At 72.9% G+C, this 13,212-nt stretch carries 6 protein-coding genes; 3 read left to right on the forward strand and 3 right to left on the reverse strand.

Annotation, left to right across the window (positions count from 1 at the left end; translation table 11 throughout):
• Positions 1–32: 32 nt before the first annotated feature.
• Positions 33–2,975 carry a SpoIIE family protein phosphatase gene (locus tag OG252_RS24770; protein ID WP_266436330.1) on the reverse strand — a complete coding sequence of 981 codons (2,943 nt, stop codon included), beginning with the start codon at positions 2,973–2,975 and terminating at the stop codon, positions 33–35.
• Between the two features lie 200 nt (positions 2,976–3,175).
• Here OG252_RS24770 and rutA point away from each other — a divergent pair, with 200 nt between their 5' ends.
• On the forward strand, positions 3,176–4,261 hold the full coding sequence (rutA, locus tag OG252_RS24775; protein WP_329338782.1) for a pyrimidine utilization protein A: 1,086 nt from the start codon (positions 3,176–3,178) through the stop codon (positions 4,259–4,261).
• A 338-nt stretch (positions 4,262–4,599) separates the two neighbouring features.
• Here the strand turns inward: rutA and OG252_RS24780 are convergent, their stop codons facing one another.
• Positions 4,600–5,391: an Fpg/Nei family DNA glycosylase gene (locus OG252_RS24780; protein WP_329338784.1), complete on the reverse strand. Its 792-nt coding sequence runs from the start codon at positions 5,389–5,391 to the stop codon at positions 4,600–4,602.
• A gap of 421 nt (positions 5,392–5,812) precedes the next feature.
• Here OG252_RS24780 and OG252_RS24785 point away from each other — a divergent pair, with 421 nt between their 5' ends.
• Positions 5,813–7,354, forward strand: a complete 1,542-nt coding sequence (locus tag OG252_RS24785) for an alpha/beta hydrolase (protein ID WP_443068503.1) — start codon at positions 5,813–5,815, stop codon at positions 7,352–7,354.
• 10 nt (positions 7,355–7,364) lie between these two features.
• On the opposite strand, the gene OG252_RS24790 is transcribed toward OG252_RS24785, so the two are convergent.
• Complete coding sequence (locus OG252_RS24790) at positions 7,365–9,818, reverse strand: LuxR C-terminal-related transcriptional regulator (RefSeq protein WP_329338788.1); 2,454 nt, start codon at positions 9,816–9,818, stop codon at positions 7,365–7,367.
• 353 nt (positions 9,819–10,171) lie between these two features.
• Between OG252_RS24790 and OG252_RS24795 the strand changes: the two genes are divergently transcribed.
• A complete protein-coding gene (locus tag OG252_RS24795) occupies positions 10,172–12,835 on the forward strand; it encodes a helix-turn-helix transcriptional regulator (protein WP_329338789.1) in 2,664 nt (887 codons plus the stop codon).
• Positions 12,836–13,212 lie beyond the last annotated feature (377 nt).

Consider the following 13,212-nt stretch of genomic DNA (forward strand, 5'->3'; position numbering starts at 1 on the left):
GACCAGACCCGCGGGGCGGACGAATCCGCGTCCTACAAGTCCTCGTCCCCGAACGGCAGGGCGTCCAGGTCTCCGTCGAACTCCTCGGTGTCCGGGAGCAGTTTGGGGAACATCAGGGATAGGGCGTCGTCGGACATTTGGGCCTGGTGGCCGGTCGGGCCGGGTAGGGGCTGTTCGGTCCAGATGCATTTTCCGGTCGGGGTGTAGCGGGTGCCCCAGCGTTGGGAGAGTGCGGTGACGAGTTGCAGGCCGCGGCCGCCCTCGTCGGTGTCCGTGGCGCGGCGGATGCGGGGCATCGTCAGGCTGCCGTCGAAGACCTCGCAGATCAGGTCGGCGCCGTACAGCAGGCGGAGGCTGACCGGGCCCTTGGCGTGGCGTACGACGTTGCCGACCAGTTCGCTGGCCAGGAGTTCCGTGGTGGGGGTGAGGTCGTCCAGCTCCCAGGCGGAGAGTTGTTCGCGGACGTGGCGGCGGGCCTGGCCGGCCGCTTTGGGGTCCTCGGGGAGCGGCCAGGAGGCGATCCGGTCGCCGGTCAGGGCGTGCAGGCGGGCGACGAGGAACGCGGCGTCGTCGGCCGCCTGGTGCTCGGCGGGGAGCAGGCCGGCGGTGAGGGTGTCGCAGAGGTGTTCCAGGTCCGCGGCCGTGCCGGTCTCGTGGGCCGTGCGCAGGAGCCGGGCCAGGTCCGCCATGCCCTCGTCGATCTCGCGTGTCGACGACTCGACCAGGCCGTCGGTGTAGAGCACGAGCAGGCTGCCTTCGGGGACGTGCAACTCGACCGTCTCGAACGGTGGTTCCGCCGCGCCCAGGGGCGGGTCCGCGGCCAGGGGCGGGAAGTGCACGGTGCCGTCGGGGTGGACGAGGGCCGGCGGCGGGTGTCCGGCGCGGGCGATGGAGCAGACCTGGGTGGTGGAGTCGTAGAGCGCGTACAGACAGGTGACGTACGACTCCTCGCCCATGCCGCCGACGATGTCGTTGAGGTGGCTCATGATCTCGTCGGGCGGCAGTTCGAGGTCGGCCAGGGTGTGGACGGCCGTGCGCAGGCGGCCCATGGTGGCCGCCTCGGGCAGGCCGTGGCCCATGACGTCGCCGACGACGAGGGCGACCTGTCCGCCGGAGAGCGGGATGATGTCGTACCAGTCGCCGCCCACGTCCATGCCCTGGCCGGCGGGGAGGTAGCGGGCGGCGGCCGTGCACGCGGGCAGGTCGGGCAGGCCCCGGGGGAGCAGGCTGCGCTGGAGTTCGCGGGAGCGGGTGTGTTCGGCGTCGTAGAGCCGGGCCCGTTCCAGGGCCTGGGCGAGGAGAGCGCTGATGGTGGTCAGCAGGGTGCGTTCGTCGTCGGTGAGGCGGCGCGGCCGGTCGAAGGAGACCACGCACACCCCGAAGGTGTGCCCGGACGCGGTCAGCGGCAGGAAGGCCCAGGCCTGCTTGTCGCCGCGGTCGGCCAGGTGGCCCAGGTCGGGCCAGCGCGCGGCGAACTCCCGTACCGAGGACAGGAACAGCGGCGTGTCCGCCTCGATGGCCTCCCAGGCCGGGTTGTGCGTCGTCCAGGGGACGCTGTTGACGGCTTCGAGGAAGTCGGCCGGGTAGCCGACGGCTCCGACGTTGTGGAGCCGCTGGCCTTCGACGGCCTGGACCAGGAGTCCGGCGGCGGCGAACGGCGGCAGCACCCGCTGGGCGACCGCCTCCACCACGTCCCGTGACGTCGTCGCCTTGGCGAGCGCCGCGGTCAGCTCCGCGATCCGGGCCGCGCGCTCGGACGCGGCGCTCTCGGACGCCTCACGCTCCTGTGCCAGGCGCCGTTTCTCGGTGACGTCGGTGAAGTAGAGGGTGCGGCCGTCTGGACCCGGGACCAGCCGCAGGTGGTAGCGGCGGCCGGTGTCCGGCATGTGCACGTCGAAGCCGGCGGGCTTGTCCTCGGCCGCGGCCTGCCGACAGCCCTTCTCCAGGCCGGGGACCTGCCGCGCGGAGGGCAGGTCCCACAGGACGCGCCCGAAGAGCTCCTCCTCGGAAAAGCCCAGCGTGCGTTCCGCCTCCAGGTTGGCGAAGGTGATGCGCCACCCGTCGTCCACGGCCAGGAAGCCGTCGCTCATGTGCCGCAGAGCCCGGCTGAGCGCGTCACGGACGGAACGGGGCTCGTCGCTGTCCCACCCCACGCCGATCATCCGCTCGGCCTCGCCCTGCTCGTCGTACGTCGCCCGGCCGCGGGCCTGGGTCCAGCCCCACGTTCCGTCCAGTTTGCGCACCCGGTACTCGGCCTCGTACACGCCGTGGTCGCGGATCGCCCGCCCCGCCGCGTCCAGGGTCGGCGCCAGGTCGTCGGGGTGGACGATCCGCATCCAGTCCTCGATCCTGCCGGTGTAGTCCTGCGGCCTGGTCCCGTAGAGCTCCAGGGCCGCCTCGTCCCAGACCAGGTCACCGGTGCGGATGTTCCAGTCCCAGGAGCCGACGCTGACCTCCTTCAGGGCCTGCCGCAGGCGGTCGGCGCTCAGCTCCGTCTGCGAGGGACCGGACGGCGGCGGCGCCTGGGCCATGCGCTCCTCGGTCCAGGCGATGACGGCCCGCAGGAAGTCCCACTGCCCGGAGGTGGGCTCGCCGCCGTCGCCCATCAGGACGGTGAGCGCGCCGATGCTGCGGTCCCCGCTGAACACCGGTACGGCGGCCAGGCCGGTGCCGGGCCACCCGGCCGGGTCGGCCTGCTCACCGGGTTCCGGCGGCACCCATACGCCGCTGCCCCGGTGCAGGGCGCGGGCCGGGGCCAGCGGGCCCTCCTGGTCGACGATCTCCCACGAGCGCGTCAGGACGGGAGGCAGGCCGGTCGCCGACACCAGGCGCAGCGCGGACATGGGGCCGCGGAGGTGAATCGTTCCCCCCAGTGCGCCGAGCTCGCCCACCGCATGCTGGAGTGCCAGCCGGAAGACCTCGCTTTCCGCGATACCGGGGTCCACCGTGCTGAGCAGGGCCAGCCGTGCGTTCATACCCGGTATCTAACCGTTCCCGTCTCATCCGAAGCAGTGCTTCGCAGGATTATCACGCCGGGGCCGGCCACTGCTCGCGCGGGGAATCAACAGCCCGGAAACCAGGCGGAGTTATCGTGGATCACCTTGGATCACCTGGATCGCCGACGTCACGTGACCGTCCGGCGTGACACCACGGCCCCGACCCGCCAAGGAGCGGCATGGACATCGGCGTCTTCCTCCCCATCGGCAACAACGGCTGGCTCATCTCGAAGAGCTCTCCGCAGTACATGCCGAGCTTCGAGCTGAACAAGGCCATCGTGCGGAAGGCCGAGGAGCACGGGCTCGACTTCGCCCTGTCGATGATCAAACTCAAGGGCTTCGGCGGCGAGACCGAGTTCTGGGACCACAATCTCGAGTCGTTCACGCTGATGGCGGGCCTGGCCGCCGTGACCGACCGGATCAAGCTGTACGCCTCCACGCCGATCCTCGCGCTGCCGCCGGCGATCGTCGCGCGCATGGCCGTGACCGTCGACTCGATCGCCCCCGGCCGCTTCGGCGTCAACATCGTCACCGGCTGGGCGCCCGGCGAGTACTCCCAGATGGGCCTGTGGCCCGGCGACGAGCACTTCGGCAACCGGTACAACCGTGCCGTCGAGTACGTCACCGTGATGAAGGAGCTGTGGAGCGAGGGCGTCAGCAACTTCAAGGGCGAGTTCTACGAGATGGACGACTGCGTGCTGTCCCCGCGCCCGGCGAGCGGGCACATTGACATCGTTGCCGCGGGTCAGAGCAACACCGGCATGAAGTTCGCCGCCGAGCACGCCGAGTACAACTTCATCCTGGGCAGCGGCGTGAACACCCCGCTCGCCCTCTCGGACACCACGGCCACGCTCGTGGAGGCGGCGAAGAAGACCGGCCGCGACGTCGGCGCGCTCTCCCTCTTCATGGTCATCGCGGACGAGACCGACGAGGCCGCCCAGGCGAAGTGGAAGGACTACCACGACAACGCCGACCGCGCGGCGCTGGCGTACATGGCGGGGGAATCGGCCACGGACACGACCGCCGACGACTCCTCCACCGCGAGGACCATCGTGCTCCCCGAAGGCGCCGTGAACTTCAACATGGGCACGCTGGTCGGCTCCTACGAGACCGTCGCGAGGATGCTCGACGAGGTCGCCGAGGTCACCGGCACCAAGGGGATCATGCTGGTGTTCGACGACTTCCTCGAAGGCCTCGAGAACTTCGGCACCCGCATCCAGCCACGGATGAGGTCCCGGGCGAGCGGGCCGGCCACGTCGGCCTGACGCCGGGTGGACCGCCAGCGGCTCAGGAGCGGTCCGGCCGGCAGCGCGGGCAGATGGGGCCGGGGGCGTCGCGGTGGCCGGTGAGCCAGAAGTCGCGGAGCGGGACGATCGACCGCAGCCCGGCCCCGCCCCGCGTGACGCGCCCGGGCCTCAAGAGCGGTCCGGCCGACAGCGCGGGACCACCACACCGCGGCGCGGCTCACCAGGCGGGGGCAGCACAAGGGTGCCGCAGCACGGGGCAGGTCCGGTCGGGGGCGTCACGGTGGTGGTACGCCAGGGGGCGCGAGGAGGGCAGGTCGGCCGGGGTTCGGCCCTGCCCATCATGGTGCGCCCAGGTCTCACGAGCCGTCCGGCTGGCAGTGGGGGCACCACACCGTGGTGCGGCTTGCCAGGCGGGTGCGGCGTAGGTGGGTGCCGCAGCGGGGGCAGGTGGGGTCGGGGGCGTCGCGGTGGCCCGTGAGCCAGGAGTCGCGGGGTGGGACGCGGCCCGCGGTGACCGCGGAGCGCAGGGTGCGGCGCATGTGGGTGTAGAGGCGGCGGCGTTCGGGCTCGGTGAGGTCGTTCACGCGGCCGGTGGGGTTCAGCTTGGCCCGCCACAGGATCTCGTCGGCGAGCAGGTTGCCGAGTCCGGCCAGGACGGACTGGTCGGTGAGGACGGTCTTGACCCGGCCGCGGCGGGCGGTGAGCGCCGCCTCGAAGTCCTTGCGGTCCACCGCCATCGCGTCGGGGCCCTGCCCCTCCAGCAGCCGTGCGACGTCGGAGTCGTCGTCGGCCAGCCAAAGGCCCCGGAGCTTGCGCTGGTCGCGGTACCGGAGTTGGCGGCCGCCGTCCAGGGTGAACAGGACGCGGTCGTGGGGTTCGGGTTCGTCGTCGGGACGGTCGCAGATCAGCGCGCCGGTCATGCCGAAGTGCAGCATGAGGGTGGGGCCGTCGTCGGTGCGGGCGAGCAGCCACTTCCCGTGCCGCTCCGGCCGGCCGAAGCGCCGGCCCTCCAGCGCGTCGCGCAGCCGCAGCGCGCTCACCCCGTGCAGGACGCCCGCGTCGCGCACGTCGACGCGGCGGATGACCCGGCCCTTCGCGCAGCTCTCGAGGACCTCGCGGAATCCCTCGACGTCCGGCAGCTCAGGCATGGGGTACGTCCTCCCTTCCCCCGGATTCCCCCCGGATTCCCCCCGGATTCCCCCCGGATTCCCCCAGGGTTCCCCAGGGTTCTCCCCCAGAGACATGGTGGCTCCTCGTCGGCCGCGCTGCAGCCCCGGACGACGCCACCGAGGTGACGGACACGGGCACGGAAACTACCGCCGGGTAGTGGAGAGATCCCGTAAAAGGACGATCACATCGCCACTCGTGTCCCACTTTCCCCTCGGGTTCGGCTAGACAGTCCCCGAACCCGCCATGCCGAACTCACCTCGACCAGTGAGTACTTGGCATCGCACCAGCCCCGAGGGGGAACACGCAGTGACTACGCGTGCGCGGAGAGGCTTCGCGCGCTTCAGGATCGCCGGGGCCGTCGTGCTCGCCCTGGCCGCCGCCGGTACGGGGGTCCAGGTGATGGCCGCCCAGACCGACCCGACGGCCGCCCAGGGGGCACCCCCGGTACCGTCCCTGACCTGGTCCGACTGCCAGGACGGCTTCGAGTGCGCGAACGCGGCGGTGCCGGTGGACTACCGGGAACCGCAGGGCCGCACCATGACCCTGGCGGTGATCCGCAAGAAGGCCGCGGACCCTGCACAGCGCAAGGGCACCCTCTTCCTGCAGCCCGGCGGCCCCGGCAACTCCGGAGTGGACTTCGTCCGCGGCAACTACGCGAGCCTGCCGGCCGCCCTGCGCGACTCCTTCGACGTCTTCGGGTACGACGTACGCGGCGTCGGGCGCAGCTCGGCGGTGCAGTGCTGGGACGACCAGCGGTACACCCAGGCCGTCACGCAGGCCAAGGGCGCCCCCGGCCCGGACGCCTTCGAACCGGCCGTACGCCAGGCAGCCGACTTCGACCAGGCGTGCGAGGACAACGCGGGCGACCTGCTGCCGTACGTGGGCACCGAGTACGTCGCCCGGGACATCGACCTGCTGCGCCAGGCGCTCGGCGAGGACCAACTGACGTACTACGGGCGGTCGTTCGGCACCTACATAGGCACCGTCTACGCCGCCCTGTTCCCCGAGCGGGTGCGGGCCCTCGCGCTCGACGGGGCGTACGACCCGGTGCACTACGCCGACCGGCCGTACGCCTACGACCGGCCCCAGTACCTCGCCCTGGACGGCGCGATGGGCCGCTTCCTCGACTGGTGCGCCGCCGACCCGGCCACCTGCGGGTTCGGCGACGGCGACCCGCGGGCGGCGTTCGAGAAGCTCAAGAGCGACCTGGACGCCGATCCGGTGCCGACCGCGAACGGCGGGCAGGCGAACGGCTACACCCTGGTCTACCGCCTGATGTTCAACATCAACGAGGGCAAGGTCATCTGGCCCTCGCTCGGCGAGGCCCTGCGCAAGGCGCAGCAGCGCGACAACACGTCCTTCCTGCTGCGGCCGCCGTCCCCGGCCAGCTTCGACTTCCTGGGTCCGAACGTGGTGGTCGAGTGCGTCGACAAGGACTACCCGAGTGACCCGGCCCTGCTGAAGCGGAACGTCACCGCCTTCGCCGAGGCGGCACCGCTGCTCGGCCCGGCCATGGCGTACGGCCCGCCGACCTACGACCACCAGCACGCCACCACCTGCGCCCAGTGGACCGGCGAACACGTCAGCCGCTACGACGGCTCCTTCGGCGCGGAGGGCTCCGCGCCGATCCTCGTCCTCGGCACCACCGGCGACCCGGACACGCCGTACCAGGACGCGGTGGCCCTGTCCCGTGAGCTCGACAACGCCTCGCTGCTCACCTTCAAGGCCGAGGGGCACACCGCCTTCGGCCGGAGCGCCTGCGCGACGGACGCGGTCACGGCCTACCTGGTGGACCTGAAGGTCCCGGCCCGGGGCACGACCTGCGCGGACGAGACCCAGCCGCCCTCCTCCACACCCAAGGTGGCCCCGCCCGGCACGACGCTCGGCGAACTCCGCAACGGTGTGAGCGACCGCCTCGACCACCTCGGGGTCCTGCGCTGACCCGCCCCGCTCACAGGTGGAGTCGGCCGGTGAGCATCGCCATGGCGAGTTCGACCCGTGATCCGTGGCCCGTCCGCGAGAAGAGCCTCGACAGGCGTCCCTCGACGCTCTTCTCGCTGGCGCGGAGGGTCTTGGCGATCTGCTTGTTGGTGAGTCCCTCGGAGACGAGGACGGCGAGCAGGCGCTCGTTCTCCTCCGCGGTGGCCTGGCGCCCCGGGACGGCCACTCCGTGCGTGCGCATGAGGGGGCGCAGCCAGTACCGGGGCATCAGCGCGTCGATCTCGCCGAGCATGGTGTAGGTGTCCCGCAGCATCGCCGGATCACCCAGGCCGTAGCGGATGAGGTGGGAGAGCACGGCGCACTCCTCCAGCGGCTGCCGCCGCTGCTGGGCCAGTCGCCGCGCGGCCTGCCCGGCGGCGCGGTCGGCGTGCACGGCCGCGTGCAGGACGAGCCGGGTCATCTCGGCCCGCTCGGTGCCCAGCCTGCGGGCGACCCCCTCGACCTTCGCCAGGCACTCTCTCAGGGGCTCGGGCCGGCCGACGTGCATCGTGACGTCGGCCATCCGCAGCCACAGCAGGTCGGTCCCCGCCACCACGCCGTCCGACTCGGCCCGGCGCACGGCCGTCCGCAGCAGCGACAGGGCCTGTTCGGCCTCTCCGTGGACCAGTTCGCACAAGGCCTGGGCCGAGGTGAGCAGATGGGGCAGGGTCGGCTGCCTGGAGCGGGCCAGGGCGAGGAGTTCGCCGGCGCGGGTGAGCCTGCCGCCGCACACCAGCAGGATCGCCGCGTGGTGGTACATCGCGCTCTGGACGGCGTCACAGCCGTACGCGCCGCTGACGGCGCTCCGGCGCGCCAGGTCCATCGCTTCCTTCGGCCGCCCCCGGTAGAGGGCGATGAGCATGCGGCTGGGCAGGCCCAGCTGTCCCGGGCTGCGCCCTGTGTCGACGAGGAGTTGTTCGGCCCGGCGGAACTCGCCCAGCGTCAGCAGCTCCCCGATCCGGGAGTGCACCTCGGCGGCCGTCGCCTCGCCCGCGCGGTGCCGGGCGGACAGCGTGGCCCTGCTCCGCTCCGCCCCGGCCGTGGTCCCCACCCACAGCTCCGCCGCCGCGGCTAGGAACTCGACCTGCGCCTCGACCGACCCGCCGCTGTCCTGCCGCCGGATCTCCCCCAGCAGGTCACTGAGCTCACGCCAGCGGCCGAACAGCAACAGGGCGCATCCGCGGGTGACGGCGTCCTCCAGCAGCCCGCCCGCGCCGGGCCACTCGGGCGTGCCGTGCTCCGCGATCCTTTCGAGCGTGGCGAGGTCGCCCGTCCGGTACAGGGCGACCAGGTACGCGAAGTGGACGTCGAGCAGCTGGTCCGGCCGCAGCCGGTCGCGGTGGCCCCGCAGGACGGCCCGCAGGGAGTTCAGACCCTCCGGGGCCCTGCCCTGCGCCAGGCAGATCTTGGCGTGCTCCAGCAGCAGGCGGGGCTGCTCCACCGGGTCCGCGGTCAGATCGGCGGCGGCCCGCAGCCACCGCACAACACGGTGGTCGTCGTAGGCGTGATCGCCGTAGGCGTGGTCACCATGGTGGTACGCCAACTGCTCGACGGCGTCCAGCAGTTCGGTCTTCGCGCGCTCGGGGTCGACCAGTTTCCCGGCGGCCGCGAGCTGCTCGGGTAGGTAGGCGGAGTCGGCGCAGCGCGCGGTGCCCTGCCACAGCGCGGACACGGCGATCCGGGCCAGGCTCCGCCGCTCGTAGGGGCCGAGCGACGCCCCGACCGCGACCCCGGCCAGCGGCAGCCGGTACTCCCAGACGGAGTCCGAGCGGCGGTACCGCAGTACGCCGGTCTCCACCAGCCGCGCGAGCAGGTCACGGGCTTCCCGCTCGGTGACCGAGAGAGCCTGGGCCGTCAGGCGGGGCACCGCCTCGCCGAGCGGGCCCAGCACGGCCACCGCCTTGGCGGCCTCCCAGACCGGGCCGTCCGTCTCACGGACGGGCAGCACCAGTTCGTCGACGGCGGAGGGGCTCGGGCAGGAGGCACCGCCCACGAGATGGGCGTGCCGGTCGACCACCCTGATGAGGCCCTGGTCCCGGGCGGTCCGCAGCACCGCGCGCGCCGCGGCGGGCCAGCCCCGGGTGAGGCCCCACAGCCAGCTGACCAGAGCCGGTTCGGCCCGGGCCTCGATCTCGGCGGTGATCATGGTGCCGAGCCGGCGCGGCGACAGCGGGCGCAGGTTCACCTGGTGGACCAGACCGTCCTGCCGCAACCGGCCGAACACCTCGGCGAACGCGGCGCGGGACGCCCGGGGCACGGGCAGCGTGACGGTGCTCATGCAGCTGGTGCTCGTCCCGTCCAGCTGCCGGATCAGGCGTTCCAGCGAGAACAGCTCGTCCGGGGAGAGGTGCTGGAGATGCTGGAGCACCAGCACCGCTCCGCGGTTCTCCTCCGCGCCAGCCCGCCGGAGCAGCCGGTCGGGCATTTGAACCTTCGGTGAAGAATCGGCGAAGGAAATGCGTACCATTTCCGGGGCCGCCCCGGCGACTTCCGACCTGAACTGTCTGTCGTACGCCGACAATTCCTCGAGTACGGCCCCGAGTTCCATGGCGGAGGGACCGCTCACGACCACGAGCTTCGGGAATCCGGGCGTGTGGATCGCTTCGATCGTTTCGACGGCGACGCGTTCGTAAGGCGGGACGCTATGCGCTGTGTGCATGAATCCTCGCTGAGTGAACGGGGTCAACCAGATGTTAACCGGCCGCGTCTGTCCAGCGAGGACAGCCGGTGCGACGGCGGGGAGGGCGGGGAGCGGTGGTGCCGAGAGGGGGCGGGGCCGTGTACGGCAGGGACGCCGAACTGTCGGCCGTGGACGAGGTGTCCGGTCGCCCGGTGCTGCTCCTCGTCCGTGGACAGCCCGGTATGGGGAAAACGACCCTCCTGCGGGAAGTCCACCGCACCTGGCGCACCCGCGGCCCCGGCATCGTACGAATTCACTGCTCCGCCGCCATTCCGCGCTGGGACCTGTTCGGCGCGCGGGCGGTACTGAAAGCGTTCCGGAATGCCTTTCCCGACATCAGGGATTCCCCGCCGGCCGAACCGATGGCCGCGGTCAACCGGCTGTGCCGGCCGGAGAGTTACGGCTCGGCCCGCGCGCGATCCGCCCTCTTCGCCGAACTGGTACGGCTTTTCGCGCACCTCGGCGGGAGCGCTCCCGGCGCCGTCCTGATCGACGACGTGCACGCCGCCCCCGACCCCGCGCTCATCGTGGCCGCCGCCCACCGCGTCGGCTGCACGGTCGTGGCGACGTACCGCGAGGACGGGTGGGCCGGACCGGCCCGTTCGGCCTCGCTGAGCACCTTCGCGGATCGCGTCGTCGACCTGGGCCCCCTGCCGGACCACCGGATCGACGACCTGCTGGCCCGCGCCGCCCGGGAGCCGCTGGACGAGGCCGTGGCCCCCGCGCTGCGCGCCGCGCTCGGCCCGCTGGCCGGAAACCCGGGCACCGTTCTGAACACCTTCGAGGCGCTGCGCCGTGACGGCCGCCTCGTCCGCTTCCAGGGCCGCCTGTGCCTGCGCGACCCCGCGACCGGGCCGGTGCTGCCCGTCGACCACGCCCTGGTGCGGCGGGTCACGGAATGCGGTGACACCGGCGGGCGGCTGCTCGCGCTGACCGCCTCGGCCGGCCGCTTCGCCATGGACGACCTGCCGGACTTCGCGGCGGCCACCGGCCACGAACTCGCCGCCTGCGGCCGCACCGTGGACCGCCTCGTCGCCGTCGGCGCCCTGTTCTGCGACGACCACGGCGTCCTGCGCATCCCATGCCCCGCGCTGGTCCCCGCCGTACTGCCCGGCACGGCCCGGGACCTGGCGGCCGAGGTGCACCGCGCGCTCGCCGAACACCTGCTGCGCGGCGACCGCACTCCGCCGCCGGACCCGACGGCCCTCGCCGAGCACATCGCGTTCGCCGGCTCCGTACTGCCGGCCACCCCTTCCGTCGTACCGCTCCTGGAGCACCTGGCCACCCGGGCGCTCCCGGCCTGCCCCGCCCGGGCCGCCCGCTGGTACCGGGCCGCCCTGCGCCACTGCGAGCCCGGCGACCCGGCGCGCTCCCGCCTCCTGGCCGCCCTGTTGCCGCTGCTGGTGCGGACGGGCGACTACGCGGGCCTGGCCGAGGCCGTGGCCGAAGAGGTGCGCTGCGACGGTGTCGGTCATGAGCCCGGGAAGGCGGCGGCGTACGCGGCGCTGGCCGCCGTCCACACCGGGCGTCCGGTGCCGGGCCCGGTGCACGAGGCCCTGGCGGGTGACCCGGCCGCCGACGCCGCGCTGGAGTTCGCCGCCCGCTGGTTCACCGGCCGGGCACCGCTGCGGGCGAGCGAGGCCGGAGCCGCGTTCGGCTGCCTCCGCCTCGACGGTCCCGCCGAGGACGACACGGCGGAGGGTGACGATGACGGCGCCGGCGACCGCTTCGATCCGGTCGCGCTCATCCGGAACGTGCTCGGGACGGCGGCGTACGGCGAACCGGTCGGCGGCCCGCTGGCGGCCCACGCCCGCATCATGCGGGACTACCTGGGCGGTAACTGGGCCGGAATCCCGTCCGAGGCCCGCGCGCTCGAACTGGCCGGCCCGTCACAGACCCCCGTCGACCACGCCGTCCGCCTGATCGCCGCGGAGGTGCACTCGGCGCTGGGCGACTTCGAGCGGAGTGCCGCGTGGCTGGAGCTGACGGGGGACGACTGCCCTTTCCCCGCACTGCGCGTCTGGGCCGCCATGGGCCTCGCCTACCGGAGCGGGGACTGGGAGCGGGCCCGGAAACTGGGCTGGTCCTCCTGCGAAGGGCCGGCGGAACAGGCCGACCGGGCAGGCGAGGCGGGCGTGGTGGGCATCGGCCGGCTGCTCGTCCGGCTCGCGTTCGTCGAGTGGCAGGCGGGCGGACGTCAGGAACCGCTGACCCGGGTGCGGGCCGAGGCGGAGCGCTGGTACGCCCGGCTGGGCGGAACGGGGCTGCGGGCGGCCGTGCTCATCACCCGCGCCCTCGCCGAGCACGACGTGGACAGCGCGCACAAGGCGGTGGACCTCCTGCGCGAGTGCGGTGGCCGGAGCGAGCTGATGCGGGCGTGCATGACCGTCGCGTTCCTGGCCGACGACCCGCGCCCCTGGTTCCACGAGGCCCACGAGATCGCCCGGGGTCTCGGTGGCGGTCTCCAGCGGACGACGATCACGGAGTCGATGCGCGCGTCCGGCGTGACTCCGCCGACCGACCACAGCGGCCACAGCGGCCGTACCGGCCCCGCCGCCCTGTCCGGCCTCGAAGGGCGTATCACCGCCCTGGTCGGGCGGGGCCTGACCAACCGGCAGATCGCGCGGGAACTCGGGGTGAGCGAGAAGACCGTCGAGAACAACCTCACCCAGGTGTTCGCGAAGACGGGCTGCCGCTCACGGCTGGACCTGGCCCTGGCCGTGATGGAGGGCCGCCTCGCCGCCTTCGTCCCGCGTTCGTGAGGGATTCCCCCCGGGAAGAGCCCGTGCCCTCTGCCCCAGAGGTCGAGTCCTCCAGGATGTCCCCAGAGGCGCCCCTTCCGCCTCACAGCACGTCCTGCACACCAGCACGGAGGTACGACCGGCATGACCCCCCACACAGCGCCGCACGGCACGACGAAGACGCGGCAGCGAGCGCCCGTGGAGTAGCGGCCGCCCGCCGGCCCAACACCCGCGCGCCCCGCTCAGCGGCTCACCGCTGCCCTTGACCGCGTCGGCCCCGCCGCCCCCGCCGCTCCCGTCCTGACCAGACGGTGCAGACCAGCGGCCGGACGACACCGACGCCAGATCCCATCGACGTCTTCGCCGTCCAACGCCGCTTCTCGACGCGATGGCCCTTT

The organism is Streptomyces sp. NBC_01352 (assembly GCF_036237295.1).
GTDB classification, from domain to species: Bacteria; Actinomycetota; Actinomycetes; order Streptomycetales; family Streptomycetaceae; genus Streptomyces; species Streptomyces plumbiresistens.

What these genes read in the sequence shown, in the direction of transcription:
- OG252_RS24770 (WP_266436330.1), bottom strand. Translation starts at nt 2,975, where the DNA reads ATGAACGCACGGCTGGCCCTGCTCAGCACGGTGGACCCCGGTATCGCG.
- rutA (WP_329338782.1), top strand. Translation starts at nt 3,176, where the DNA reads ATGGACATCGGCGTCTTCCTCCCCATCGGCAACAACGGCTGGCTCATC.
- OG252_RS24780 (WP_329338784.1), bottom strand. Translation starts at nt 5,391, where the DNA reads ATGCCTGAGCTGCCGGACGTCGAGGGATTCCGCGAGGTCCTCGAGAGC.
- OG252_RS24785 (WP_443068503.1), top strand. Translation starts at nt 5,813, where the DNA reads ATGGCCGCCCAGACCGACCCGACGGCCGCCCAGGGGGCACCCCCGGTA.
- OG252_RS24790 (WP_329338788.1), bottom strand. Translation starts at nt 9,818, where the DNA reads ATGCCCGACCGGCTGCTCCGGCGGGCTGGCGCGGAGGAGAACCGCGGA.